The following is a 25137-nucleotide window of genomic DNA, read 5'->3' on the forward strand; positions in this document are numbered from 1 at the left end:
GGAAGTGGTCGGGGACGTTCAGGGCGAGGATGTTCGCCGAGGTGCCGACGAGGAAGAAGCCGACCACGCCCAGCAGCAGATAGGCGGCGCCGATGGTGGCGTTGACCGTCTTGGCGGCGCGCACGCCGCTCAGGCCCGCGATCACGAGCGCGGCACCGATGAGAAGGTGCGCGATGTTGTGCAGCGGGTTCACGGCGAAGATCCTCAGCAGCAGTCCGCCGTCGGTGGCGAGGAATCCCACGCCGCCGGTGACGGCGAAGCCCAGGGCGCCGACGACGAGGTAGACGGCGCCGAAGACGGTGGCGACGAGACGGTTCGGTGACGAGTTCATGACGGACCTCCTGTTCGGGTCGCGACCGGTGTCGTGACGGAGGTTGTTCGAGGCGCGACGCCGAACGGATTGGCGGGCGGGCTGCGCGTCAGGCGAGCCGCGCCGCCACGATCCGTGTCGCCGCCTGCGCATCGAGTCGATGACCGACCGACTCCGGCGAGACGATCAGCTCGGCGTGCGGCATCGCCGCCGCGAGGCGCTCGGCAGCCGCGCTGAGGAACGGGAAGGTCTGCTGACCGCAGAGGATCGTCACCGGGACGTCGACGGCGAGCATGGCATCGGTCGGCGTGGACAGCTCGCGCGCGAGTGTCGCGTCGTAGACGGTCGACTGTGCCAGCGGCACCACGCCGGCGAAGGCGTCGGTCGCGCGGAACTGCGCGATCATCGCGTCGGGAAGTCCGACCGCCTCGCGCTGGAACAGGACGACGGCCTCCTCGCGATCTCCCGCGTCGACGAGCGCCTGGATGCGCGAGGGGAGATCGGGAGCCGGCTCGTGGACGCCGAAGTGGAACGGGGGTTCGGACAGGAACAGTGCGCGCACCGGCACGCCCGTCTCGGCGACGAGGGATGCCGCGTACAGGCCGATCACCGCGCCGGAGGAGTGGCCCAGCACCGCCGCCTCCCCTCCCGCGCCGGCGATGACGGCCGCCAGATCCTCCGCCTCCCGACGCACCGAGAACGGCTTCGTGTCGCCGCTGTCGCCGCGGGCGCGCCGGTCGTATGTGATCGCCCGGAGGCCCGCATCGGCCAGCGCCGCGCCGAGCGCGGCGGCATCCTTCGCCGTCGACAGGGCGCCGTTGACGATCACGACGGCGGGCCCCGATCCGGTGTCGTGGACGGCGAGTCGGGTTCCGTCGGCGGAGGTCACATGATGCATGGCCCGATGCAAGCACCGACCCTCGACGTCGTCAAGACATCGCGTGGCGTCGGAGCGCAGGGGGCGGATTCAGAGCAGGTCGGCGCGGTGCACGAGTGCGCCGGCGCCGATGAGCGGGGCATCCCCGCCCAGCCCGGCACGCACGACCTTCAACCGCCCGGCGTAGGCGTTGACGGCGCTGTCGCGAACGACGCGTTCGATGCGGTCCGGATAGTCGTCCGCCACGAACGAGAACCCGCCGCCGACGACCGCCAGCTCGAGATCCAGCAGGGTCGCCGCGCTCGTGAGACCGACGCCCACCGCGTGCGCGGACCGCGCGACCGCCGCGACCGCCACGTCCTCGCCCGCGCGGTACGAGACCGCGAGCTCCTCGCCGGTCGTGCCCGCCCAGCCCTGGGCGCGCGCCCAGGCGACCGTGTGCGGTCCCGAGGCACGCTGCTCGAGGGTGGATGCCGCCGGCTCGCCGTCGACGTCGGCGACGAGGATCTGCCCGAGGTGTCCCGCGTTGCCCGAACCACCGGCGACGAGCCGCCCATCCGACACGATGCCGCCGCCGACACCCGTCGACACGACGAACACGATCGCGTTGCGCACCCCGCGTGCGGCACCCCGCCACGCCTCGGCGAGGGCGATGCACGTGCCGTCCAGGCGCAGCGTCACGGCGTCCAGCCCACTTGCGGTTCGCACCGCCGCCACGATGGCGAATCCGTGCGCCGCGGGAAGGTTGATCGGCGCGATGGTGCCGGCGGTGATGTCGATCGGCCCGGCCGCGCCGATGCCCGCCGCGACGACCTCGTTCCACCGCGGGGGCGCGCGGCATCCGTCGATCACCTCCGTGAGGCCGCGCTCGAGCACGGTGAGGTCCGTGGCGGCGCCCGCGCCGGTCGGGGTGCGGTGGCGCGAGCCCTCGATGATCGCGCCGTCCGCGTCGACGAGGGCGCCCTCGATCTTCGTGCCGCCGAGATCGATCGCCAGTGCCAGAGTCATGCCGCGTCCTTGAGGAGTCGTCGAGAGGGGCGGGGCCGGGAGTATGCCGGGCGCCGTATAGATGTAAGCGTAGTGTCGGCGCCAGCGATCGGCACCCGCCTTTGGCTTCGCCCCACGGGCATCGTCTCCCGCGATGGACCGCCGATCAACGGAGCCGGTCATGGCCACACTCACCCCCGCATCCACTCTCGGCCCGATCCGACAGACGTACGCGACGTCGGAGACGTTCCCGCCGGTCGCGCGTTCGTACACCCAGGTGTCGCAGGTGGTGAAGGAACTCGGGCTGCTGCGCCGGGCTCCGGTCTTCTACGCTCTCGTCGGCTCGGCGCTGGCCCTCTGCCTCGCCGGATGCGTCGCCGGCTTCGTCCTGCTGGGCCAGAGCTGGTTCCAGCTGCTCATCGCGGCGGCGCTCGGCATCGTGCTGACCCAGGTGGCGTTCCTCGCCCACGAGGCGGCGCACCGGCAGATCCTGTCCTCGGGGCCGGCGAACGATCGCCTTGCGCGCATCCTCGCCGCCGGCGTCGTCGGCATCAGCTACTCGTGGTGGGACTCCAAGCACTCCCGCCACCACGCCAACCCCAACCGCGTGGGCAAGGACCCCGACATCGAGGTCGACACGATCTCGTTCCTCGTCGAGGATGCCGTGCAGGCCCGCGGCATCCGCCGGTTCATCACCCGCCGCCAGGGCTGGTTCTTCCTCCCGCTGCTGACGTTGGAGGGGCTCAACCTGCACGCGCACGGCATCCGCCACCTGCTGTCGCGGCAGCCGGTGAAAAAGCGCGGACTCGAGTTGGCGCTCATCACGACGCGACTCGCGGTCGTCATCGTCCCGGTCTTCCTGCTCCTGCCGCTCGGGATGGCCTTCGCCTTCCTCGGCGTGCAGCTCGCCGTGTTCGGCGTGTACATGGGGGCATCGTTCGCCCCGAACCACAAGGGCATGCCCGTCATCGATGCGAACGCCCGACTGGACTTCTTCACCAAGCAGGTGCGCACGTCCCGCAACATCAACGGCGGCTGGTGGGCCACCTGGATGTTCGGCGGCCTCAACCACCAGGTCGAGCACCACCTGTTCCCGAGCATGGCCCGCCCGCACCTCTCGCGCGCACGCGCCGTCGTGCGTGACTACTGCAAGGGCGCCGGCATCCCGTACACCGAGACGAGCGTGTGGCGCTCATACGCCATCGTCATCGACTACCTGAACCGCGTCGGCCTCGCGGCGCGCGATCCGTTCGACTGCCCGATGGTCGCCGGCTACCGCCGCGCCTGACGGCCCACGGCGGCGCCGGCTGCGGTCGCGTCAGGCGTTGCGCTTCACGACGCGCATGAGCCACGCGATGATCGCGATGAGCAGAATGACCAGTCCGATCCACAGCAGGAACTTCGCCGCCTCGACGAAGACGCCGAGAAGGATCAGGACGATACCGACGATGAGAAGGATGAGTGCGAGTGCCATGCGCTCAGTGTGCCCTCGTCGCGAGCGCGGGCGCGGGGGGTTGACATCGTCGCGGGAGGCTGTCAAGCCCCTCGTCGAGGCCGCCCGGTTCGGCTGTACTGAGGATCACCATCCCACGTACTGACGATCCCCGGCGAGGTCGAACCGTGAAAGACATCCTGATCGAGGGGCATCGCATCCTCACGACCGATGACGTCGCGGATGCGGTGCTGACGTACGCGCAGCGACTGAACCAGACCGGCTCCACCGACATCGTCGAGTTCCCCAGCATCGACGACGGTGCCCTCAGCGTCTGCCGGATGCTCCTCGGCAGCGGCATCCCCGTCGCCGTCTTGGATGCGACGACCTCGCTCGCCTCCGACATCCTGGGTGCCGACCGGGCGTGCGCGGAGATCTCCCGACGCACGGCGGCGCTCGCCTGACGGATCGAGCCGATCGGGGCGTACGTGACTCGCACGTTACTCTGGAGCGGTGGGACGGTTCAGTTACGACGGCAATGTGAAAGCCGATTTCGACGATCGCGTGCTCGCGCACCTGCAGGTCGTCATCAGTCAGAAACTCCGCCGCGGCGAGACATTCACCTTCACATGGCGCAACGACACGAGCCTCGGTGACGGGCGCACGGCCATCTGGCTGCACCCGCACGCGTCGATCGTCTACTCGTACCACGGCAGCCGTCAGCCCGCCCTGAACCGGGCGTGGCTGGAGGCGCTGACGCACGCCGCGAACTCGACGGCGGGGTTGCAGATCGTCCCCGAGCCCGAGGGGCCTTACTCCGGTGAGGTCTTGACCGGCTGACGGCCTCGCGCGTCGCACGGGCGAGGGGACCTGTCAATCCCCTCGCCCCGCCGGCTGGTTTCCCCGACACTGGGGGAGAAGGCGGTGACGATGATGACGGCGACGACGCAGACAGCGCATGTCGGCGGCCACCTCGAACTCCTCCCGATCGATGAGGATGCCTGGCGGTTGTGCGACCGGCGCGTGAGCGCACGCGACGCCGAATTCGTCGTGGCCTACATCGAGCGCACGGACGACGGGTTCGAGACGGTCTGGATCAGAGGCGGTGCTCGGCGATCACGTCTGTCGTCGCTGGAGGAGTGCGTCGAAAGAGGCGAAGAGATCCTCCGGGCGCAAGAACAGTCGACCTCGAGCCGGCCGGTTCCGATCCCGCACTTCCCTCCGGCGCGCGGACTCTGAAGCGATCAGTCGTCGGCGACGGCGACCGTCTGGGGAGCGTTGTCCGCGTCACCCTCGACCGACTCGATCTGCTCTTCGGTGAGCTGGATGCCGCCGGACGTGCTCGCCGACTGGGCCAACTCTTCGATCCATGCACGGTTCAGCTCGGTGGGTTCGGGATCGTCGAAAACGAAGCGCAACGGGATCGATGGATGCAGCCAGATGGTGCTGCGGCCTCGCGTCTCGCCGTCGGGGTGCTGCCACGACACGGTGAAGCTCTCGCCGCGGCGGAGCTTGGTGGCCACGACCACCTTCAGGTGTGCGAGCACCCTGTCCTCGATATGGATCGGAGTAGCCGAGCCCCCGTAATAGATCGTGCCCACGGTGCGATTGTAGGCCGTGCGGCGGCGATCAGGGAGCGACGAGACTCACGCCGGCCTGCACGAGCGCGTTCGCGAGAGGGGGAGGTGGGGGAGCGTCGGTGATGAGGTAGTCGACGCCCTCGAGGGGGGGCGACCTGGGCGAAGAGCCGACGTCCGAGTTTGGAGGAGTCGGCGAGCACCGCCGTCCGGTCGGCGCGGTCGATCAGCTCCGCCATCATGGTCGCGTCGCCGAGGTTGCTCGTCGAATACCCGGACCCTGCGTGATCGTGCCGACGGCTCCGCCGAACACGTAGAGGTCGCGAAACGCCGACGGGGCGATCTCCGCGGGGATCCTCAGATTGTTGGTCGCGATCGTCAGATCGCGGTGTCCTCGGAGGGCGGGAACGACGTGGCTGATCGCGGCGGCCGAGGGCGATGTCGTCGCCAGCGGCCGCGGTGAGCTTCTGGTCGCGCGGCCACCGGCGCCGTAACCTGTCGCGTTCGGTGCCCGGGCGGGCGGCGTCAGGAGATGCGGGAGAGCTCGCCGAGGCGGTGCCAGGTGCGGTTGTGGTAGACCAGCGCGTCGCCGGGCTCGCCCGGGGCGACGTCGCGCTCGAGCTGGGACTGCAGCGCGTGCGCCGCGAACACGGTGGAGCCGCCGGCATCCATCCGCTCGATGACGGCGCACCGCACCCACGCGCGCACATCGTGGTACACCGGCTCGCCGGTGACCAGACGTGACCACGGCTGCGACCCGTCGAAGCGATCGACGCCGCTGGTGGCGCCGAGGCGGGCGAGGTCGAGGTCGTGGGCGTCGAGCAGGTGGACGACGACCGTCTCGGCCTTCGCGAGCACGGCGGCCGACGATGAGAGGGCCGACACCGAGAAGATCAGCAGGGGAGGCTCGGCGCTCACGCTCGCGACACTCGTCGCGGTGAGCGCGACCGGTCCGTCGCCGGCGTCGGCGGTGATGACGGCGACGCCGCCCGGGTGGCCGCGGAAGAGCGCCTTGAACTCGTCGGCCGACAGCGACGACGAGAAGCCCGGTGAGGTGAGGTCGGTGGTGTGGTGGGCGGGGGCATCGACCGGCACGGCGATCGGTGCGGTGGGCGACGAGGTCATATCTCCACGGTAAACGCCCTGGCGCAGGCCGGCTCCGTCAGACGCAATACGGCGACATGTCCGGAGCCGTGATCCGTCAGGAAGAGGCTGCGGCGAGAGCCCGGTCCAGGTCGGCGATGAGGTCGGATGCCGTCTCGATGCCGATCGAGAGCCGGATGAGTCCGTCGCCGATTCCGAGCCGCTCCCGCTCCTCGGGCGGGAACGACACGTGCGTCGTCGTCGCCGGATGCAGCGCCATCGAGCGGACATCGCCGATGTTCGTCATACGGCTGATGAGGCGAAGGCTGTCGAAGAAGCGCTCCGCGGCGGCCCGTCCGCCCCGGACGGTGAAGGCGAACACCGATCCGGCGTGGCCGCCGAAGCGCTCTCGCGAGATGCCGTGGAAGGGGCTCGTGGGCAGAGCCGCGAAGTCGACGCTCTCCACGGCGGGGTGCGTCGCCAGCCACGCGGCGACGATCTCGGCATTCTCGAGGTGCTTCGCCATGCGCAGCGACAGGGTTTCGATGCCCTGCTGCAGCAGGAACGAGTTGACCGGCGACAGAGCGGCGCCGAGATCGTTGACGATGCCGAAGCGCAGGTAGGCCTCGAGTGCGCGCTCGCCGTGGCTGTCCACGAGCGCGGGGCGGCCCGGGGCGGCCGGCGCGGTCAGCCCCGGGTAATCGCGGGACGAGCCAGCCCAGTCGAAGCGGCCGCCGTCGACGATCACACCCGACAGGGCGGCGCCGTGCCCGGTGAGGAACTTCGTCGAGGAGTGCACGACGACATCGGCGCCGTGCTCGAGCGGGCGGATCAGGTACGGGGTCGCGACGGTGTTGTCCACGATCAGCGGGATCGTGTGCCGCTGTGCGATGCGAGCGACCGCGGCGACGTCGACGAGGTCGTTCTTCGGGTTGGGGATCGTCTCGACGAAGATCGCCTTCGTCTGCGGCGTGATCCGCCGCTCCCACTCGTCCTCGTCCGCAGCGTCGCGGACGTAATCGGTCGACACGCCCAGTCGTGCGAAGGTGCGATCGAACAGGATGCGCGTGCCGCTGTAGATGCTCGCGGTCGAGACGAGGCGTTCGCCCGCGCCGGCGAGGCCCAGCAGCAGCGCCGTGATCGCCGCTTGGCCCGAGCCGACGACGATCGCCCCGGTCCCTCCTTCGAGCGAGGCGATACGACGCTCGGCGACCTCGTGGGTCGGATTGAGGTTGCGGGAGTACAGCTGACCCGTCTCGGCGCCCGTGAAGCGGTCCTCGGCTTGCGCGAACGAGTCGAAGCGATAGGCGGCCGTCAGGTAGATCGGGGTGATGCGCGCGCCGTGGTTGCGCTCGTCGACCTCGCCGGCGTGCACCTGTCGGGTGTCGAAACCGTAGTCGGCGCTGTCGGGCTGCGTGCTCACCAGCACAGATTAGGGCGGCGCGGGCGATTGTGACGGATCGGCCGTAACACTTCGCGGCATCCCTTGCGCGTGGGCCTCCACCGGCGCCGCTAGCGTGGAACCATGAGCGACAAAGCACGCTGGGCGGTCCTGGGCGCCGGCGTCATCACGGGTGACTTCCTCGCGGCGCTGCCGCACGCCGAACACGGAGTCCTGCACGCCGTGGGCGCGCGCGACGGCATCCGGGCGCGTGAGTTCGCCGACCGGTACGGCGCTGCGGTCGCCGGCACGTACGACGAGGTGCTCGCGCGCGACGACGTGGATGCCGTGTACATCGGCACCGTCCACACGACCCACGCCGAGCTCGCCCACGCCGCGCTCGATGCGGGCAAGGCGGTGCTGTGCGAGAAGCCGCTGGGCATCTCGGTCGCCGAGACGGAGGCCGTGCTCGCCCACGCTGCGCGCGTCGGGCTTCCCGTCGTCGAGGCGTTCAAGTACCGCTTCGGTCCGTTCGCAGAGCAGCTGCGCCGGCTCGTCTCCTCCGGCGCGATCGGCGAGCTGCGATCGGTGGACTCCACGCTCGGGTTCGCCGCCGACGCTCATGACGGGCGTCTGTTCGACCCGGCGACCGCCGGCGGTGCGATCCTCGATGTCGGGTGCTACCCGGCATCCCTCGTCGTGGGGCTGGCCGCGTGGGCGGGCATCGACCACCCGCCCGTGATCGTGGACGCCGACGGCGTCGTCGGCGCCGTCGATGAGCAGGCCCGGGCCACGATCGCGTTCGGCGGGTTCGAGGCGCGGATCGCGACGGCGATCACCGCGGACCTTCCCCGCCGTGCGGTGGTGCGCGCAGCGGAGGGCGTCCTCGAGATCGAGAACGTCTGGGGCAGTCGCGTGGTCTCGACCGCCGACGCCGTGCTGCGCCGCCCCGACGGCACCGTCGAGCGGATCCACACGGCGACGATCAGCCCGATGGCCATCGAGGCCGATGCCACGATCCTGGCCCTGCGGGACGGGCGCACCGAGGCGCCCGAAATGCCGTGGGCGCAGACCCGCAGGACCGCACGCCTGCTCGAGGACTGGCGGGCCGCGATCGGCTGAGCCGGGTCGTGCTGTGCGCTCGCCGCTGTGGAGTTCACAGAATCGGAAACCATCAACGGATGCGCAACCGCTGCCGGTTCAGCGCCTGCGGAACAGACCGCGCCGGCGCCGAGGCTCGGACTCCGACGGCGGGGTGGATGCCGCCGCGGCGCGCCGCCGCCGGCGCTCGTGCCACGCGGCGACCTCGGCGTCGACGTCGCGGGTGGCCGTCACGACGGGCGGACCGCCCTGGAGCTGGCGGCGGGCCTCGACCACGCGGCGGTTGAAGTCCTCGACGTGGGCGCGCACGTCGGCGTCGCGCGTCAGGGTGTCGAGGGTCTGTGTGAACTCGGCATCCTCGGTGCGCAGCATCAGCGCGGCAGGACCGAGGCCGGTGAGGCGCTCGTTCTGGATCTTGCGGCGGATCCACCAGTCGGGGTCGTGGTGATCGCCGAGGCCTTCCAGCGGCTTGCCGGCGCCGGGCAGGTCGTCGAAGTCTCCGCGGCGGATCGCCTGCTGGATGGCCGTCTCGACGTACAACGCGCGTTCGTGGGCTGTGGGCGTGCCGTGCGCGCGGGGAGGTGCATCGTCGGCGCCGTCCGCGGCGGGACTGTCCCCGGACGCGCGCGCCTCCTGCGCGATCCGGTAGCGCGCCGCCTCCAGGCGCGGATCCTCGCTCATGCGTCCAGGTTAGGCGCCGGCGCGCTCAGACGGCCCGGATCGTCGCCGAGGCCGGACCGTGCAGCTGTCCGTGCAGGCGTTCCATGCGGGCATCCAGCAGGGATGCCGAGTCGGCCGCCTCTTTGAGTTCGGCGAGCAGTCCGTCGGGAACCGCGCCGGCGTACTTGTAGTAGATCTTGTGCTCGAGGCTCGCCCAGAAGTCCATCGCGATCGTGCGGAACTGCACCTCGACGGCGACGTCGACCCGCCCCGACGAGAGGAACACGGGGACCTCGACGATCACGTGCAGACTCTTGTAGCCGTTGGCCTTCGGGTGGGCGATATAGTCCTTCACCTCGCGCACGGTGATGTCGTCCTGCTGGGTGAGCAGGTCGAACAGGCGGTAGGCGTCCTTCGTGAAGCTCGTCGTCACCCGGATGCCGGCGATGTCGGTGATGGCCGCGCGGATCGCGTCGAAGCTGGGGTCGACACCCTTACGCGTGATCTTGTCGACGAGGCTGTCGGCCGACTTCACCCGACTGGAGACGTGCTCGATCGGGTTGTAGTCGTGCATCAGCAGGAATTCGTCGCGGAGGATGCCGAGCTTGGTCTCGACCTCCCGCAGGCCGAACTGGTACTCGAGCAGGAAACGCTGGAACTCGTCGCGCATCATCCGCAGCTGCTCGGCCGAGAAGGTCGTCACTCCCTCGTCGGTCGAGATGGACAGGGGCTGCGAAATCGCTTCCATGGTCTCGACCGTAGCCAGCCCTCCTCGGCGCCGGCTGTGCGAACCGGGGGAATCCGGCCGAGCGCCAGGCGAGAATGGAGGGATGCCGTCGTCCACCCCGCCCGCCCGCTTCGGTGACCGCGTGCGGGCCGAGGCGGCCCACGTCGCGCGGAGCCTCGCGACGTTCGGTCCTGCGCGCGGACGGCGCTGGCCGGTGCCGTCTCGCTCGGGCCGCCCGGACCGGTGTTCTTCGTGCTGGTCTTCGGTCTGTCTGCGCAGATCACCTCGCGGCACGGCGGTGCGCGCGCCGTGGACCCGGCGGTCTACCTCGCCGTCGTCGCCGCGTCGGGCGCGTTCGCCTGCCTGCTGGTCGCCGCACCGCTGCTGTTGCCGCGGTACCGCCGCGAGCGGCCTCGACCGCGTGCGGAGCTCTTTCCGCTGCAGTGGTCGGCGCTCGCGCAGACCCTCACGCTGCGTGCGGCGATCGTGGGCGTCGCGGGCGTGGCCGCGGCGGTGGTCGTCGACCCGGCACGCTCGTACTGGATCGTCTGCGCGGGTCTGGCCGTGGTCGGGCTGCCGGTGGGGCGCCGGGATGCGGCGGAGCGCGGCGTCCACCGCACCGTGGGCACCGTGGTCGGCGGCGCGCTGTATCTCGGGCTGGCGTTCGTGCCGCTGCCGGTCTGGGCACTCGGGCTGCTGCTGGGCGTGCTGCAGTTCGCGATCGAGATGGTCGTGGTGCGCCACTACGCGCTCGCACTGGTGTTCATCACGCCGCTCGTGCTGCTGCTGATCGGCGCGGCGACGGGCACGGCCGAGACGCTGCCGCTCGCGCTGGAGCGCATCCTCGACACCGTGGTCGGGGCGGCGGTGGGAACGGCGGCGGCGCTCGCGGTGCGGCTTCGGTCCGAGGACTGACGGCGGTCGGCGACCCTGTTGGCGCGGCGTCGGGGGATTTTCCGCGTATGCATATACTGAGAAATCACATAATCGAGAGTCGGGGGAACGCGGATGTCGGTGCGTCAGAGCCTGTTGGCGATCCTCGATCAAGCTCCGTGCTACGGCTATCAGCTGCGCGCCGAGTTCACTCGACGCACCGGAGCGGCTTCGCTGAACGTCGGCCAGATCTACAACACCCTGGAGCGCCTGGAGCGCGACGGACTGGTCTCCAAGGATGACGTCGACGCCGAGGGCCACGTGTACTGGCGCATCACGGATGCCGGTTCCGCCGCCGTCCGCGAGTGGTTCGACTCTCCCGTGGAGCGGGTAGAAACGACCCGCGACGAGTTGGCGCTGAAGGTCGCGCTCGCAGCGACCCTGCCCGGCGTCGATGTGCTGCACCTGGTGCGCGCGCAGCGCGAAGCCTCGCAGGGGCGGCTCGACGAGCTGACGGCGCGTTACGTCGCCGTGGATGGCGGCGACCCGGCATCCGTGGTGGCAGCGCTGCCGCTGTCGGCGTCGCTGTTCGCCGCCGAGTCGGAGGTGCGCTGGCTCGCACACGTCGAGGACAGGCTCTCCGGCCCGTCATCCGTGTCGCTGGCGCAGGGTCTCTCGTCCGACCGGCCCAAGCGGGGGAGACCGGCGAAGGCCGCCGTCGCCGCGCGGTGAGTGGTGCTTCGCGGTCCCCGCGCCGCCAGGCTGCGGGTGTTCGATGCCGGGGCCGCCGTGCCCTCGCGTCGGTTGGCGCTCGCGCCGGCAACGGCGGCGTCATTCCCGGCGGACGCGCCAACTGAACCGCTCGCGCGCGGCTCAGACCTCGTCGCGCCAGGAGTGCTGCGGCGACCAGCCCAGCAGGCGCTGCGCCTTTGCGGTCGAGAACAGCGAGTCGTTGACGCCGAGCTCGCCCCGGATCTCGACGTCGGGGAAGACATCCGCGACGAGTTCCGCGTTCGGGCGGCTCATGACGGTGTCGCCGGCCGCGATGAGGAAGTGGTCGAAGCCGGCGGGGGCCACCTCGAGCGCGCGGGCGATGACCGCGGCGCCGTCGCGGGCGTCGATGTAGCTCCAGAGGTTCCATTTGCGCTGCGTCGCGTCGGCGTCGAACGACGGGAACTCCGCATAGTCGGCGGGAATCATGACGTTCGAGAAGCGCAGCGCGGTGACCGACACCTCGGGGTGCCAGCGCACGAGCTCCTTCTCCATCGTCTCCTCGAGGTGCTTCACCAGGGAGTAGACCGATTCGGGACGTGCGGCATAGGCCTCGTCGACGGGGATGTAGGGCGGCGGCACGTCGAAGGGCAGGCCCTGCACCGTCTCGCTGGACGCGGTGACGATGCGGGTGATCCCGAGGCGGATCGCCGCCCACATCACGTTGAACGTGACGGCGATGTTGTTGTGGAAGGTCGCGACGGCGGAGCGGATGCCGGGAGCAGGGATGGCCGCGAGGTGCACCACCGCGTCGAGCCCGTCGTGCTGGTCGTTGACGGCCTGCAGCGCGTCGACGGTCTGCCCGTAGTCGGTGAAGTCGACCTGCACGAACCCGGCGCCGCGGGCACCGACGACGTCCATCCCGACGACCTCATGGCCGCTCGCGCGCAGCTCACGGACGACGACGGTTCCCAGTTTTCCGGATGCTCCGGTCACGGCGATACGCATGGTCCCGAGCCTAACTGCGCGCGAACCGCCGCAGCTGCGCGGCACCGACGAGCCCGAGCATGAGGAAGAGCGAAGCGAGCAGCAGCGACCAGCGGGTCGCGTCGGCGAATCCTGCCGACAGTGCCTGCACGGCGGCATCCGTCTGCGATCCCAGCATGCTGGCGGAGCCCTCGGCGCGCAGCTGTGAGATCAGGGTGCCCGCCGAGGTGCGGGTCGCGTCGGCGAGCTGGGAGGCTGCGGGGCCGGTGATCCCGGCATCCGTCAACGCTCCGGGGAGGGTCAGCGCGAGCGAGACCGACAGGGCGGCGCTGGCGAAGGCGGTGCCCAGCGCCGTGCCGATCTGGCGGACGGTCGACTGTGTCGCCGACCCCTGGCCGCTGATCTCCACCGGCACATCGCGCAGCACGGTTCCGGTGAGCTGGGCCGAGGCGAGGCCGAGGCCGAGGCCGTAGACGACGAGCGGCAGGGCGATGAGCCACCCCGGCGTGGTCGCCGTGGCGATCGCGGCGAGGATCAGGATGCCGACGACTTCCAGGGCCAGACCGATCAGCACGGTGCCGGGGGAGCCGAAGCGTGCGGCGAGGTGTCGAGCGGCCGCGCCCGAGGCGAACGCGCCGAACGCCATGGCGGCCAGAACCAGACCTGTCTGCATGATCGACAGTCCGAGCGCCGCCGTGAGGTACAGCGGCAGGACGAAGATGATCGCGAACTCGCCGACGGCCACCATCGCGGCGGTCACGTTGCCCCACGAGAAGGTGCGCAGCGAGAAGAGGTGCAGGTCCAGCAGAGCGTCGCGCTGGACGCGCTCGCGGTGCCGCTCCCAGATGACGAACAGAGTGAGCGCGACGGCCGCGACCGCGAGGCAGATCGGCACGATCGAGATCGGCGCCGTCGCGGGCCACACCCAGCCACCCAGCCGCAGGTCGGCCGTGGGTGTCCACCACCCGAGGTCGGGTTCCTCGATGACGGCGAAGACGAGCGAGCCGAAGCCGATGGCCGACAGGAGCGCGCCGTCGACGTCGGCGCCGCGGCGGAACCCGGCACCGCGCGTCTCGGGCACCGCCCACAGCGCGAGGGCGAAGACGATGGCGCCCAGCGGCAGGTTCACGAGGAACACCCACTGCCAGGAGGCGTATTGGGTGAGCGCACCGCCCACGAGCGGGCCGATCGCTGCCGCGCCCGAGATGACGGCCCCCCACACCCCGAAGGCCGCGGCGCGGTAGCGGCCCCGGAAGACGGCGTTCACCGTGGAGAGTGTCGAGGGCATGATGAACGCGGCCCCGACGGCCTGCACGGCGCGGGCGGAGATCAAAGCGCCACCGGTCGCGGATGCCGCCGCCCACACGCTTCCGCCGACGAAGACGATGATGCCCAGAAGGAACAGGAGCTTTCGTCCGAAGCGGTCCGCGAGCTTGCCGGTGGACAGCAGCAGCGCGGCGAGCAGCACGGCGTACAGGCTCGAGACCCACTGCGCGTCGGTGAGGTCGAGCGTGAGGTCGCGGATGATGTCGGGCATGGCGACGCCCACGATCGTCCCGTCGAGCACGATCATCCCGAGTCCGGCGGCGAGAACCGCGAGCCCCATCCATTCGCGCCGTGACGGCGCCGCATCGATCACACCTTCAGCCATACTGAAAGTATGCACCCGAGGTCCCCGTGTTGTCCATGGGGCGGCGCGGTGCGCTGTCCGGCATCGACGGCGGTGACATCGCGGCGCTGTGGAAGGTTGCGTTCGGCGTGTCCGCCCGTACGCGCACGCGCGTAACCTCGCTCCCATGAGCGTCTCTCCTCTCATTGCGCCTTCCGAGCTGAAGGCCCAGTTGAGCACCCCCACCCCGCCGATCGTCCTCGACGTGCGCTACCGTCTCGATGCCCCTGACGGCCAGGAGGCGTACCGGCACGGCCACGTGCCCGGCGCCGTCTACGTCCGCATGGACGGCGAGCTCGCCGTTCACGGAGTGCCGAGCGAGGGACGTCATCCCCTTCCGTCCCCGGCGGAGTTCGAGCGCTCCGTGCGCCGCTGGGGAGTCGAGGACGGCGACACGGTCGTCGTCTACGACGACTGGAACTCGTTCGCCGCGGCCCGCGCCTGGTGGATGCTCACGGACGCGGGCATTCCCGCCCGGGTGCTCGACGGAGGGCTGCGTGCCTGGCGCGCTGATGGGGGAGCCCTCGAGACCGGCGATGTGACGCCCACGCCGGGCACCGTGACGCTGCACGCGGGACAGCGCCGAAGGCTCGACATCGATGCCGCGGCATCCCTTGCACAGGGCGGTGTGCTCCTGGACGCACGCGCCCCGGAGCGCTATCGCGGTGAGGTCGAGCCGCTCGACCCCGCCGCCGGACACATCCCCGGCGCCCGCAACGCGCCGACCACCGAGAATCTGGATGCCGAGGGGCGCCTCCTCCCCGCTGAGGTGCTGCGTGCCCGCTACTCCGAGTTGGAGGGGCAGGCCGTCGGCGTGTACTGCGGCTCGGGCGTCACCGCTGCCCACGCCGTTCTCGCGCTCGCCGTCGCGGGACACGACGCGGCTCTGTACCCGGGCTCCTGGAGCCAGTGGTCGAATACTCCCGACCGGCCGGTCGCCACCGGCGACCGGCCCTGACACTACGATGTTGACGATGCCACAGACACCTGCCCCGACGACCGCGTCCGTTCCCGTCTCGGGCACCGACCTCACCCTCCGCCTCGGAGCCTACGAAGCGCACATCGCCAGCGTCGGCGCGTCGCTGCGTGCGCTCACCGTCGACGGGCGCGACCTGGTCGTGCCGTTCGCGGCCGACGAGGTGCGTCCCGGCTACCGCGGCGCCACGCTCGCTCCCTGGCCGAACCGCGTCGTCGACGGCGCGTACTCGTTCGGCGGACATACGCACGAGCTCGCGCTCAGCGACATCGGCCGCCCGAACGCGCTGCACGGCCTCGCGGTCTGGCTCGACTTCGCGGTCGTCGACCGCACCGAAGACGCGGTGACGTTGGCCGCCGTGATCGTGCCGCAGTCGGGGTACCCGTGGCGTGTGCGCGTGGAGACCACCTACCGGTTGAGCGCAGACGGCCTCACCCAGACGGTCGTGGCGACCAACGAGAGCGCGGATGCCGCGCCGTTCGGTACCGGCCCGCATCCGTATCTGGTGGCCGGTTCCGCGCCGCTGGACGCGTGGACGTTGACGCTGCCCGCCGAGCAGGTGCTCGAGGTCACCGACCATCAGCTCGCCCCGATCGCGCTCGCCGAGGTCGCCGGCTCGGAACGCTTCGACTGGCGTGCGCCGCGGGTGCTGGGCGAGGTGGAGATCGATCACGCCTTCACCGGTCTCTCCCGCGTGGATGGCGTGGCGACCGTGCGACTGGTCGACCCGTCCGGAACCGGTGTGGAGATGGTCTGGGACCAGGCATGCCCGTGGGTGCAGATCCACACGGCGGACCGTCCGCCCCTGGCCGACGGCAGCCCCGACCCCGGTCATCGCGCCGGCCTCGCGGTCGAGCCGATGACGTGTGCTCCCGACGCCTTCAATGCCGGTCGTTACGACTACGACGCGGGCCTGATCGTCATCCCCGCCGGCGGGTCGGTCTCGGCCTCGTGGCGTATCGCCGCCGTGGACGCCTGAGCGCAGCCGCCGCCCTCTCACGCCGAAGGGCCCCGACACGGATGCGTCGGGGCCCTTCGGCGTGAGATCGGCGACTCAGTTGTCGCCGCGGATCTCTTCCTTGATCTCGTTGCGCTTGTGGACGGAGTCGCGCTCGGCTTCGGCCTTCTTGACCTCGGCGTCGGCCTTCGCCTCGTCGATCTTGTCGGAGACACGATCGACCGTGTCCTCGAAGCCTTCCTTGATCTTCCGGCCGGCCGTCTCGGCCGCGTCCTTCGCGTCGTCGATGAATCCCATAGCGACTCCTTTCATCAGGTCGGACCTCCACGGTATGAAGGATCGCCGCCGCGCGAAAGGGCTTGCCGCCGGCGCGGTGACCGTGGTAGCCGGATCGGGCAGTGTTGGCACGGCGCGCGCGGCCCCTAGGATGGCGCCGTGAACAACACCGGCACTCTGGACCAGTGGCAGGCGGCCTTCGGCGGCGGCACCGGTTTCGTCCTCTTCGTCGCCTACTACGTGCTGCTCGCCGTGGCGATGTGGAAGGTGTTCAGCAAGGCCGGATACCCCGGCATCCTCGCCCTCATCCCGATCGTGAACTGGTTCATCCAAGTGAAGATCGCAGGATTCTCGGCGTGGTGGGGGCTGCTGGCGATCGTTCCGCTCGTCAACGTGGTCTTCTTCATCATCGTGGCGATCCGCATCGGCCGCGGTTTCGGCCACGGCGCCTTCTTCTCGATCGTGCTGCTGCTGCTGTTCGCCCCGATCGGATTCTTCATCATCGGCTTCAGCTCCGATCGGTACACGTCGCCGGCCTGAGCACCCGTCGCGCGTTCCGCCGCGGCGTCGGTCTTCCCTAGGATCGAGGGGAGGGGATGCCGTGGTCAACGAGAAGCGCGTACGCACCCGTGACGTGGTTGCGGAGGGGCTGTACATCGCGTCCGCTGCGACGCGCCTGAGCCTGAAGAACACGATCCTCGTCCACATCCTCGCCGAGGGAGAGGACTTCGACCTCGATCGGTATCTTCCCGAGGCCAAGGAGGCCCTGGAGACCCTCGCTGCCGAAGCGGAGGAAGACGCGGCGCGCACCGAACGACAGCGCCGCGCGGCCCGCGGCCGCCACACCGACTCCGATGGGACGCACGACTATCGCAGCCGCGATGTGCGCAACCTGCGCCGGCGCCAGAAGCAGTCGCTGCACGTCGCCCACGAGCTTCGCCGTCGCGCCGACGACGCCGAAGAGCTGCGCAAGCTGGTCCTCGACGCGCGGGATGCCGCGTGGACGGAGGTCGCGGGCAACATCGATCGGACGCTGCGGATCGAGGCGGCGCGCCCCGACCTCGATCCCGACTACGAGCGCATGCGCACGGCGCGGATGCAGGCCCTGCGGCTCGTTGACCTTCCGAAACTGCGCGCCCATCGCCGCAGCGTCGCGGCACAGCAGAAGCAGCAGGGCCTCGATTCGTCACATCCCGATGCGTAGGCTAAGCTGGTCCTCGGCCCTCGAAGAGGTGCCGGAAACTGCGCCCGTAGCTCAATGGATAGAGCATCTGACTACGGATCAGAAGGTTAGGGGTTCGAGTCCCTTCGGGCGCACACTGTGTTGAGACAGTAACCAGAAAGGCCCGCGGCATGCCGCGGGCCTTTCTCGTTCCCTGGCGGCATCGGCGATCGCGCGTGCGTGCGTGCGTGAAGAAGTGTGACGATCCCGGCCCCGGCGCCTGCGCGGCGACCTAACGTATCTGCGTGGCCACTTCCGCTCCCGCCTCCGTCCGCCCCGCCGGTATCGATCCCCGGGGTCCGCGCTTCGCGGCATCCATCACCGCCCTGCTTCTGCTGGCCGGTACGTTCCTCGCTCTGCTGGGGACGGCCGTTCGCGAGGGCACGACTCTCGCCGAGCGGGTCTCTGACCCCGCGTTCGTCCTGCTGCTCGTGGTCGATCTCCTCTTCGTGTGGGGTTTTGCCGCTCCGCGCACGGCGCCGTGGGGCGCGCTGTACCGCGTCGCCATCCGACCGCGCCTGCAGCCGCCGGTCGACCTCGAAGACCCGCGGCCTCCGCGCTTCGCGCAGGTCATCGGCTTCGTCGTCGTGACGGTCGGCCTCGTGCTGCACGTGGCCGGCGTCGCATGGGCCCTGCCGATCGCCGCGGCACTCGCCTTCGTGGCCGCCTTCCTCAACGCGGCGTTCGGCGTGTGCCTCGGCTGCCTGCTCTACCTCGCGCTCGCCCGGGCCGGGGTGTTCCGCCCGCGTGGCGGGCTGCTCGGCGCCTGAGACCCCTCAGGTCGCACCGGTCAGACGGGCGTGACGCGCAGCCAGACGAACCCGTGCGGGCGTAGCGTGACGCCCTCGTCGAGGTCGACGCTCGCGTCGTGCACGGGGTCGAACGCGGTGCGCGCGAAGCCCGACAGCGTGAGCGGGTCGATCGTGACCTCGGCGTCGCCGACGTTCGCCAGCACCAGCAGCGTGCTGGTCTCACCGAGGCGCTGGTAACCGACGACGGCGGGGTGCGGGGTATGGAAGGGGATGAGCGCGTTGCCCGCGAGCTCCGGAGACTGCTGGCGCACCGAGATCAGCTTGGTGAGCCGGCGGAACACCCGCCCGGCCGGCGTGGTGTCGTCGTCTCGCTGCGCGTAGGCGTCGCGCGGACGATGGCCGCGGTGCACCCAGCGGGTGTCGCCACGGCGAACCGGATCGTCGGCGTAGGAGTAGTCGTTGAGCTGTGCGACCTCGTCCCCGAGGTACAGCAGGGGGATGCCGCCGGTCGACAGGGCGAGGGCGTGCGCGAGGATCACGCGATCCTCCCCGCCGGGGGCGCCGGCTTCGATCCCGGCCAGAGAAGCCGTCGTTCCGGTGACGCGGGCATCGCCGGTGACGGGGTTCTCCTGGAAGGCGACACCGCGCGCGAACGTGCCCTCGTGGCGGCCCGTGTAGAAGCGGTTGAGGAACTGCCGGTGCGCGTAGCCGTCGATGCCGAGCTCCGCGGCGTCCTCGTCGGCGAAGGTCCAGCCGATGTCGTCGTGGCTGCGGACGTAGTTCACCCAGGCGGCGCCGGCCGGCAGTGCGTGGCGACGATCCAGCGCCTGCTGCAGGAGTCGGCCGTCGCGCGTGGCGAGCGCTTCCCACGTCAGCGCCATCTGCAGCGGGTTGTACGACAGCTGGCACTCCTCGGGTGAGATGTAGCTGACCACCTCGTCGGGGTGGACGATCGCCTCGGACTTGAAGATCATGCCGGGCGCTGCCATCGCGAGCACCGCGTTGAACCCCTGCAGCAGCAGGTGGGCTTCGGGCAGCGACTCGCAGGACGTTCCCAGACGCTTCCAGATGAAGGCCACGGCATCCATCCGGAGCACCTCGACGCCCTGGTTCGCCAGGAACAGCATCTCGCCCGCCATCGCCCGGAAGACGGCGGGGTTCGCGTAGTTGAGGTCCCACTGGTAGTGGTAGAAGGTCGACCAGATCCAGCGGCCGTCCTCGAGCTGCACGAACGATCCACGGTGGTCGTCGGGAAAGATCTCGCGCGTCGTGCGCTCGTAGGCGTCGGGCATCCGTCGGTCGGGGAAGATCAGATAGAAGTCGGCGTAGGCGGGGTCGCCCGCCACGGCCTTTTGCGCCCACTCGTGCTCGTTGCTGGTGTGGTTGAAGATGAAGTCCAGCACGAGTGAGATGCCCGCCATCCGCAGCTCCGCCGCGAGCTCGGCCAGTTGCGCCATCGTGCCCAGGCTCGGATTCACGCGCCGGTAGCTCGACACCGCGTAGCCACCGTCGTTGTCGCCGAGGGGAGCGTCGAACAGCGGCATGAGGTGAAGGTAGGTGAGCCCGAGCTCGCGGAACGAGGGGATCAGCTCGCGCACGCCGGCGAGGTTGCCGGCGAAGCGGTCGACGTAGCAGACACCGCCCAGCATGCGCTCGGACTGGAACCACTCGGGGTCGGCGGCGCGTTGCGCGTCGTGCACCTTCAGGTCGAGAGGGCGCGCATTCCACGAGGCGGATGCCGCCGCCACCGTGGCCGCCAGCTGCTCGCGGCCGTCGGCGCGCTCGCCGTAGAGGCGGGTGAAGAGGCCGTGCAACCGCGGGAACTGCTCATCGAACCGGGTGAGGAACGCGTCGTCGAGGCGCCCTGCCGCCTCGCAGGCCTCGAGCGCCGCGACGCGATCGGCGTCGGACGTGGTCAGTGCGGTCATGGTTCCCCCTCCGGTCTCAGCGTATCGGGCAGGGCCCGGCGCGGCGGGCGGCGTAGGCTCACACACGTGAGTGCGTACGTCTCGGCGTTCGACCTGTTCTCCATCGGGGTAGGACCATCGAGCTCCCATACGGTGGGCCCGCTGCGCGCGGCCCGAGATTTCGCGCGCCGCGTCGGGGATCTGCCGGGGCTCTTCCGGGTGGAGTGCGCCCTCTACGGTTCGCTCGGCGCCACCGGGATCGGGCACGGCACGCCCGACGCCGTCGTCGCGGGCCTGCAGGGGTTCGCGGCCGAGACCGTCGATCCGGCGCGCGTGCGGGGCGCCTGGACCGATTGGGTCGACGGAGCGCACCTCCTCCTGGACGGTCGCATCCCGATCCCGTTCTCGCGCTCAGACATCTCGCTCGCACCGCGCACGCGTCTTCCCGGACACCCCAACGCGATGACCCTCGTCGCGCGTGATGCCGACGGAATCGCGCTGCGCGAGGACACCTACTACTCGATCGGTGGAGGGTTCATCCGGCGCGAGGGCGAGTCGGATGCGGTGGCCGCGGCATCCTTCCCGCTGCCGTACGCGACGGCGGCGCAGCTGCTGGACGTCTGCGATACCTACGGGCTCACGATCGCGGAGGTCGCCCGGCGCAACGAGGAGGCGCTGCGGCCGGAGGCGGACGTCGCGGCCGGCCTCGACGCGATCTGGGACGCCATGGCGGCGTGCGTCGATGCGGGCCTGCACGCCGAAGGGGTGCTGCCGGGAATGCTGAAGGTGAAGCGGCGCGCGGGCGCGATCCGCGCGCAGCTGGAGAGCGTCGAGGCGACCGGTCGCGAGCTTCCCGGTGAGTGGCTCGGTGCGTTCGCACTGGCCGTCAACGAGGAGAACGCCGCCGGAGGACGCGTCGTGACAGCGCCGACGAACGGTGCTGCCGGCATCCTTCCGGCCGTCGCGATGTACTGGTGGCGCTTCCTCGCCGATGCGGGCATCGGGGCGGAGAACGCGGTCACTCCCTACGGCGAACTCGTTGGCTCGGCGCTTCTCGGGCTGCACGGTCCGGACGGCCGCGAGGCGGGTGAGGCGGCGCACGGGTCGGAGGACATCGTCGCCACCGTGCAGGAGCTCGCCGAGGCGAACCGTCGTCGCGGCATCCGTCGATTCCTCTTGACGGCCACGGCTCTCGGTTCCCTCTTCAAGGCCAACGCCTCGATCTCGGGAGCCGAGGGCGGGTGTCAAGCCGAGGTCGGCTCGGCGTGCGCGATGGCTGCCGGCGGCTTGACCGCGGTGATGGGCGGCACGAACCGCCAGATCGAGAACGCCGCTGAGATCGCGATGGAGCACCATCTGGGTCTGACGTGCGACCCCGTGGGTGGGCTCGTGCAGATCCCCTGCATCGAGCGCAATGCGATCGCGGCATCCACCGCCGTCACGGCCGCGCGCCTCGCGCTGCGCGGCGACGGCACGCACTACGTGCCGCTGGATGCCGTCGTGGAGACGATGCGTCAGACGGGCATCGACATGTCGACCAAGTACAAAGAGACCAGCGAGGGCGGACTCGCCGTCAACGTCGTCGAGTGTTGAGCGCCGCGAGCGCCTGCCGCGGTTCAGTTGGCGTTCGCGCCGGAAATCGCGATGTGATTACCGGCGCAAGCGTCAACCGAGCAGCCGATCACGCGTGCCAACTTCGGCGTGCAAGGGCGGCGCGGACCAGCGCGACTCCCCGCGAGGGATCGTGTCGAATGTGCGCGGCGCTCAGGCGCACAACATCCCAGCCGAGGGTCGCGTAGTCGGAGTACTTCTCGAGGTCGCGCACCCACTGGCGACGCGAGGTGCGGTGGTGATCGCCCTCGATTCCGCAACGGCGGCCTGCGGCGACAGCCGCGGCCAGATTCTCGAGTCCGGCGTGTTGAGCTTCGGGCAGACGCCGCCCCCATCCGTCGCGCGGCACGCGGATGATCGCATCGCCAATCACCACCAGGTCTCGAATCGTGTGCTCGCGGGCGAGCATCGCCCAGGCGGAGGCGGGCGTCGCGACTGGAAGGCCCGCCCGGACGGTGGTGTGGACGAGCATCGGGGTGATCTGCACGGCGGTGATGCCCGTCCGCCTGAGGGCACGGTGTGGCGCGGGAACGGCGACGTCGAGGTCGGCGGATGCCGCGGCATCCGCGTCGGGGAAGGGGAGCCCGTGGATCGCGAGCGCCGTCGTCCCGGTGTAGAACGCAGGGGGCGGCAGCACGAGTGCGTGGGCGCGGACGCGACCCAGGATGTTGCGCCGGGCGATCTCGTACGGCGTGTCCTCACCGTGCGGTGCGGCGTCGACCGTGTCGCGCCGGACGCGGACTCCGCGGAAGGGTGCGTCGAGGTTGCGGGCTCGTGGAGAACTGGCGCTGTTGCCGCTTCCGGCGCGAGGGTCATGTGAACGGCGCGCGCGATCGCGCACGTTCGCTGTGCGTGAACCGTTGGCACTCTCACTGGTCGAGTGCTAATCTTGACCTAGTTGAGCCGATGAGGCTCAACTTTGAGAACCCACAGAGCCATACACGAACAGGAGAGAACAATGGCCACGTATGACCCGTTCCGTGACCTCGACCGCATCGCGTCGGGCCTCTTCGACACGCGCCGGGGACCCCGCCGGATGCCGATGGACCTCTACCGCGACGGCGACCACTACGTGCTGAGCGCCGACCTTCCGGGAATCGACCCGGGCTCGGTCGACATCGATGTGGACGGCCAGCTGCTGACCATTCGTGCCGAGCGCACCCTCAGCGAGGGCGACGGCGTGAAGTGGATCACGCGCGAGCGTGAGACCGCGAGCTTCCTGCGCCAGCTGAACCTCGGTCAGGGAATCGACACCGACGGCATCACCGCGACGTACAGCAACGGCGTGCTGACGGTGACCATCCCGGTGAGCGAGAAGGCCAAGCCGCGCAAGGTCCAGGTCGTCGCCGACGGCACCGCCCCCACGATCCAGGCCCACGAGTCTGCACAGGAGCCGCAGCCCGTCGAGCAGTAGTCCCGGTCCGCGCACCCGCGCACGAACCGCCCCGTGTCCGCGAGGACCGGGGCGGTTCGCGTATGCGCGCTAGTGTCGAAGCACCCCACCGGAAGCACCAGCACTCGGAACGTCAGCAAGGATGCCGATGACCGCACCTCCCGCCGCGCGCGAGCGCGAGCTCACCGAACCCGTCTCCCTCACCGGCCCCGACGGCCGCCTCAACCCGGCGGCGATCGGCTTCGCCCGCTCGCCGCTCGTCGACACCCGCGGCATCGGACGTGGACGCTTCGTCCGAACGTGGGGTCGCAACAAGAGGTGGGAGTACTGGAACGTCATGACGCCCACGCACATCGTGTCGCTCACGGTGTCGTCGCTGGACTACGCCGCGGTGCACGAGGTGTGGATCCACGATCGTGCCACGACGCGTTCGTGGGGCCGCAGCGTCACGGTGCTGCCGTCGCGGGAGGTGTCCCTGCCTGCGTCGCTGGGCACCGGCATCACGATTGCGCGGCACGCCGGCCTCGCCGCCACGATCACGCCGGCCGAGCGCGGGTCGCTCTGGCGTCTGCACGCCGAGATACCGGACGCGTCCTTCGACATCACGGTGCGCCGCCCGCCCGGACACGAGCTGCTGGCGGTCGTGGTGCCCTGGTCGTCGCGCCGGTTCCAGTACACCGTGAAGGATGTCGCGCTCCCGGCATCCGGTGTGCTGACGCTCGACGGCGTCCACTACGAGGTGCCGGCGGGATCGTGGGCGGTGCTGGATCACGGGCGAGGGCGCTGGCCTTATGACGTGTCATGGAACTGGGGCGCCGGATCGGGCACCCTCGCAGACGGGCGCAGCCTCGGCATCCAGGTCGGGGGACGACGGACCGACGGGACGGGGTCGACGGAGAACGGCGTCGTGCTCGACGGCACGCTGCACAAGATCTCCGAACCGGTGTCCTGGATCTACGATCTGGCCGCGCCGCTTCACCCCTGGCGGGTGCACGGCGGAGGGCTGGATGCCGTGTTCACCCCGTTCTACGACAAGACATCCGCCATGAACCTCGGCGTGGTCTCCTCGCGCACGGACCAGTGCTTCGGCACCTGGTCGGGGACATTCGCCGTGGACGGCGGCGTGATCGCATTCGACGGCATCGAAGGCTTCGCAGAGGACGTCCGCAACCGGTGGTAGCCGGGGCGGCACGAGACGGTCAGGCGCCGCGCAGCTTCGCCGTCAGCTGCTGCAACTGTGCCAGCTCGTCGTCGCTGAGCACCGACATCCGCTCGGCGATCGATCGACCGTGCACTGTCGCGAGTCGCCGGAACGCGGCCGCGCCCCGTTCGGTCGCACGGACGATCGCGCCGCGCCCGTCCAGCGGGTCGACGCACTTGCTGATGAGGTCGCGAGCGACCATGCGGTCGACGAGCCGTGAGACGCTCGGCTGGCTGATGAGCATGTTGGCGGTCACATCGCGCAGGCGCGCGCTGTTGTCGTCACCGCGGACGACGGTGAGCAGCACGTCGTACTCTGCCTGGGTCAGCTCGTCCTCGCCGAAATCTCCGCTGATCTCGCGCAGGATCTCGTGCTGCGCGCGAAAGAGACTCTCCCACGCGGAGATGGCGAGACGGCGGTCGGTCATGGCGTCAACTGTAGTGCGCCACTCGCACGGCGCCCCATA

Annotated in this window: 30 protein-coding genes and 1 tRNA gene; 16 read left to right on the forward strand and 15 right to left on the reverse strand. The window is 70.3% G+C overall.

What is annotated here, in order from left to right; all coding sequences use genetic code 11:
- The 3 genes from BGN98_RS08020 to BGN98_RS08030 form a co-directional block, all read right to left on the reverse strand.
- Window positions 1-331 (reverse strand): DUF4383 domain-containing protein (locus BGN98_RS08020; protein ID WP_288120683.1); only part of this gene is annotated, 331 nt, incomplete at its 3' end.
- A gap of 88 nt (window positions 332-419) precedes the next feature.
- Complete coding sequence (locus BGN98_RS08025; RefSeq protein WP_288120685.1) at window positions 420-1208, reverse strand: alpha/beta fold hydrolase; 789 nt, start codon at window positions 1206-1208, stop codon at window positions 420-422.
- Between the two features lie 69 nt (window positions 1209-1277).
- Window positions 1278-2195 (reverse strand): ROK family protein, encoded by a 918-nt coding sequence (locus tag BGN98_RS08030; RefSeq protein ID WP_288120687.1) that lies wholly within the window; start codon window positions 2193-2195, stop codon window positions 1278-1280.
- Between the two features lie 160 nt (window positions 2196-2355).
- Between BGN98_RS08030 and BGN98_RS08035 the strand changes: the two genes are divergently transcribed.
- Window positions 2356-3462: a fatty acid desaturase family protein gene (locus BGN98_RS08035; RefSeq protein WP_288120689.1), complete on the forward strand. Its 1107-nt coding sequence runs from the start codon at window positions 2356-2358 to the stop codon at window positions 3460-3462.
- A 30-nt stretch (window positions 3463-3492) separates the two neighbouring features.
- On the opposite strand, the gene BGN98_RS08040 is transcribed toward BGN98_RS08035, so the two are convergent.
- Window positions 3493-3648, reverse strand: coding sequence for a hypothetical protein (locus tag BGN98_RS08040; RefSeq protein WP_016464229.1), 156 nt, complete (start codon window positions 3646-3648; stop codon window positions 3493-3495).
- Between the two features lie 146 nt (window positions 3649-3794).
- Here BGN98_RS08040 and BGN98_RS08045 point away from each other — a divergent pair, with 146 nt between their 5' ends.
- The 3 genes from BGN98_RS08045 to BGN98_RS08055 all read left to right on the forward strand — a co-directional run bounded on the left by BGN98_RS08045 (window position 3795) and on the right by BGN98_RS08055 (window position 4845).
- A complete protein-coding gene (locus tag BGN98_RS08045; RefSeq protein WP_005049635.1) occupies window positions 3795-4070 on the forward strand; it encodes a hypothetical protein in 276 nt (91 codons plus the stop codon).
- 49 nt (window positions 4071-4119) lie between these two features.
- Window positions 4120-4446 (forward strand): DUF7882 family protein, encoded by a 327-nt coding sequence (locus tag BGN98_RS08050; RefSeq protein WP_036288180.1) that lies wholly within the window; start codon window positions 4120-4122, stop codon window positions 4444-4446.
- Between the two features lie 90 nt (window positions 4447-4536).
- Complete coding sequence (locus BGN98_RS08055; RefSeq protein WP_288120692.1) at window positions 4537-4845, forward strand: hypothetical protein; 309 nt, start codon at window positions 4537-4539, stop codon at window positions 4843-4845.
- A 5-nt stretch (window positions 4846-4850) separates the two neighbouring features.
- Here the strand turns inward: BGN98_RS08055 and BGN98_RS08060 are convergent, their stop codons facing one another.
- The 3 genes from BGN98_RS08060 to BGN98_RS08070 all read right to left on the reverse strand — a co-directional run bounded on the left by BGN98_RS08060 (window position 4851) and on the right by BGN98_RS08070 (window position 7695).
- The gene (locus BGN98_RS08060; protein WP_036288183.1) at window positions 4851-5207 is read right to left on the reverse strand and encodes a DUF7882 family protein; all 357 of its coding nucleotides are present in this window, start codon (window positions 5205-5207) and stop codon (window positions 4851-4853) included.
- 501 nt (window positions 5208-5708) lie between these two features.
- Window positions 5709-6308, reverse strand: coding sequence for a flavin reductase family protein (locus BGN98_RS08065; protein WP_036288186.1), 600 nt, complete (start codon window positions 6306-6308; stop codon window positions 5709-5711).
- A 76-nt stretch (window positions 6309-6384) separates the two neighbouring features.
- Complete coding sequence (locus tag BGN98_RS08070) at window positions 6385-7695, reverse strand: O-acetylhomoserine aminocarboxypropyltransferase/cysteine synthase family protein (protein ID WP_288120695.1); 1311 nt, start codon at window positions 7693-7695, stop codon at window positions 6385-6387.
- A gap of 96 nt (window positions 7696-7791) precedes the next feature.
- Here BGN98_RS08070 and BGN98_RS08075 point away from each other — a divergent pair, with 96 nt between their 5' ends.
- Window positions 7792-8769 (forward strand): Gfo/Idh/MocA family protein, encoded by a 978-nt coding sequence (locus tag BGN98_RS08075; protein ID WP_288120696.1) that lies wholly within the window; start codon window positions 7792-7794, stop codon window positions 8767-8769.
- Between the two features lie 78 nt (window positions 8770-8847).
- On the opposite strand, the gene BGN98_RS08080 is transcribed toward BGN98_RS08075, so the two are convergent.
- Window positions 8848-9429: a DnaJ family domain-containing protein gene (locus tag BGN98_RS08080; protein ID WP_288120698.1), complete on the reverse strand. Its 582-nt coding sequence runs from the start codon at window positions 9427-9429 to the stop codon at window positions 8848-8850.
- A gap of 25 nt (window positions 9430-9454) precedes the next feature.
- Window positions 9455-10156, reverse strand: a complete 702-nt coding sequence (locus BGN98_RS08085) for a GTP pyrophosphokinase (RefSeq protein WP_036288210.1) — start codon at window positions 10154-10156, stop codon at window positions 9455-9457.
- 222 nt (window positions 10157-10378) lie between these two features.
- On the opposite strand from BGN98_RS08085, the gene BGN98_RS08090 reads away from it, so the two are divergent.
- Together BGN98_RS08090 and BGN98_RS08095 are read left to right on the forward strand one after the other, a co-directional pair.
- Window positions 10379-11050: an FUSC family protein gene (locus tag BGN98_RS08090; RefSeq protein ID WP_052323084.1), complete on the forward strand. Its 672-nt coding sequence runs from the start codon at window positions 10379-10381 to the stop codon at window positions 11048-11050.
- A gap of 93 nt (window positions 11051-11143) precedes the next feature.
- On the forward strand, window positions 11144-11740 hold the full coding sequence (locus tag BGN98_RS08095) for a PadR family transcriptional regulator (RefSeq protein WP_005049672.1): 597 nt from the start codon (window positions 11144-11146) through the stop codon (window positions 11738-11740).
- 141 nt (window positions 11741-11881) lie between these two features.
- Here the strand turns inward: BGN98_RS08095 and BGN98_RS08100 are convergent, their stop codons facing one another.
- Both BGN98_RS08100 and BGN98_RS08105 read right to left on the reverse strand, forming a co-directional pair.
- Window positions 11882-12727: an NAD-dependent epimerase/dehydratase family protein gene (locus BGN98_RS08100; RefSeq protein ID WP_288120701.1), complete on the reverse strand. Its 846-nt coding sequence runs from the start codon at window positions 12725-12727 to the stop codon at window positions 11882-11884.
- A gap of 10 nt (window positions 12728-12737) precedes the next feature.
- Window positions 12738-14357 carry an MFS transporter gene (locus BGN98_RS08105; RefSeq protein WP_502687825.1) on the reverse strand — a complete coding sequence of 540 codons (1620 nt, stop codon included), beginning with the start codon at window positions 14355-14357 and terminating at the stop codon, window positions 12738-12740.
- 145 nt (window positions 14358-14502) lie between these two features.
- Here BGN98_RS08105 and BGN98_RS08110 point away from each other — a divergent pair, with 145 nt between their 5' ends.
- Both BGN98_RS08110 and BGN98_RS08115 read left to right on the forward strand, forming a co-directional pair.
- Window positions 14503-15333, forward strand: coding sequence for a sulfurtransferase (locus BGN98_RS08110; RefSeq protein WP_288120703.1), 831 nt, complete (start codon window positions 14503-14505; stop codon window positions 15331-15333).
- A gap of 16 nt (window positions 15334-15349) precedes the next feature.
- Window positions 15350-16330, forward strand: coding sequence for an aldose 1-epimerase family protein (locus tag BGN98_RS08115; RefSeq protein WP_121189054.1), 981 nt, complete (start codon window positions 15350-15352; stop codon window positions 16328-16330).
- A gap of 75 nt (window positions 16331-16405) precedes the next feature.
- Here the strand turns inward: BGN98_RS08115 and BGN98_RS08120 are convergent, their stop codons facing one another.
- Window positions 16406-16606 carry a hypothetical protein gene (locus BGN98_RS08120; RefSeq protein ID WP_036288227.1) on the reverse strand — a complete coding sequence of 67 codons (201 nt, stop codon included), beginning with the start codon at window positions 16604-16606 and terminating at the stop codon, window positions 16406-16408.
- A 138-nt stretch (window positions 16607-16744) separates the two neighbouring features.
- Here BGN98_RS08120 and BGN98_RS08125 point away from each other — a divergent pair, with 138 nt between their 5' ends.
- The 4 genes from BGN98_RS08125 to BGN98_RS08140 all read left to right on the forward strand — a co-directional run bounded on the left by BGN98_RS08125 (window position 16745) and on the right by BGN98_RS08140 (window position 18577).
- The gene (locus BGN98_RS08125) at window positions 16745-17125 is read left to right on the forward strand and encodes a DUF5684 domain-containing protein (protein ID WP_288120708.1); all 381 of its coding nucleotides are present in this window, start codon (window positions 16745-16747) and stop codon (window positions 17123-17125) included.
- A 61-nt stretch (window positions 17126-17186) separates the two neighbouring features.
- A complete protein-coding gene (locus BGN98_RS08130) occupies window positions 17187-17789 on the forward strand; it encodes a hypothetical protein (protein ID WP_061683758.1) in 603 nt (200 codons plus the stop codon).
- Window positions 17790-17829: 40 nt separating this feature from the next.
- Window positions 17830-17902: transfer RNA gene (locus BGN98_RS08135), tRNA-Arg, on the forward strand.
- Between the two features lie 150 nt (window positions 17903-18052).
- Window positions 18053-18577 (forward strand): DUF4395 domain-containing protein, encoded by a 525-nt coding sequence (locus tag BGN98_RS08140; protein WP_121189057.1) that lies wholly within the window; start codon window positions 18053-18055, stop codon window positions 18575-18577.
- Window positions 18578-18597: 20 nt separating this feature from the next.
- Here the strand turns inward: BGN98_RS08140 and BGN98_RS08145 are convergent, their stop codons facing one another.
- Window positions 18598-20487, reverse strand: a complete 1890-nt coding sequence (locus tag BGN98_RS08145) for an amylosucrase (RefSeq protein ID WP_288120711.1) — start codon at window positions 20485-20487, stop codon at window positions 18598-18600.
- Window positions 20488-20553: 66 nt separating this feature from the next.
- On the opposite strand from BGN98_RS08145, the gene BGN98_RS08150 reads away from it, so the two are divergent.
- The gene (locus BGN98_RS08150) at window positions 20554-22059 is read left to right on the forward strand and encodes an L-serine ammonia-lyase, iron-sulfur-dependent, subunit alpha (RefSeq protein ID WP_061683755.1); all 1506 of its coding nucleotides are present in this window, start codon (window positions 20554-20556) and stop codon (window positions 22057-22059) included.
- 88 nt (window positions 22060-22147) lie between these two features.
- On the opposite strand, the gene BGN98_RS08155 is transcribed toward BGN98_RS08150, so the two are convergent.
- Window positions 22148-22918 carry a putative endonuclease domain-containing protein gene (locus BGN98_RS08155; RefSeq protein ID WP_288120714.1) on the reverse strand — a complete coding sequence of 257 codons (771 nt, stop codon included), beginning with the start codon at window positions 22916-22918 and terminating at the stop codon, window positions 22148-22150.
- 117 nt (window positions 22919-23035) lie between these two features.
- On the opposite strand from BGN98_RS08155, the gene BGN98_RS08160 reads away from it, so the two are divergent.
- Window positions 23036-23491, forward strand: a complete 456-nt coding sequence (locus BGN98_RS08160) for an Hsp20/alpha crystallin family protein (RefSeq protein WP_288120716.1) — start codon at window positions 23036-23038, stop codon at window positions 23489-23491.
- Window positions 23492-23618: 127 nt separating this feature from the next.
- On the forward strand, window positions 23619-24650 hold the full coding sequence (locus BGN98_RS08165; protein ID WP_288120718.1) for a DUF2804 domain-containing protein: 1032 nt from the start codon (window positions 23619-23621) through the stop codon (window positions 24648-24650).
- A gap of 19 nt (window positions 24651-24669) precedes the next feature.
- On the opposite strand, the gene BGN98_RS08170 is transcribed toward BGN98_RS08165, so the two are convergent.
- Window positions 24670-25098, reverse strand: a complete 429-nt coding sequence (locus tag BGN98_RS08170; protein WP_005049698.1) for a MarR family winged helix-turn-helix transcriptional regulator — start codon at window positions 25096-25098, stop codon at window positions 24670-24672.
- Window positions 25099-25137: the final 39 nt, after the last annotated feature.

The sequence above is a fragment of the Microbacterium sp. 69-7 genome (genome assembly GCF_001897985.1).
Lineage (GTDB): Bacteria > Actinomycetota > Actinomycetes > Actinomycetales > Microbacteriaceae > Microbacterium > Microbacterium laevaniformans.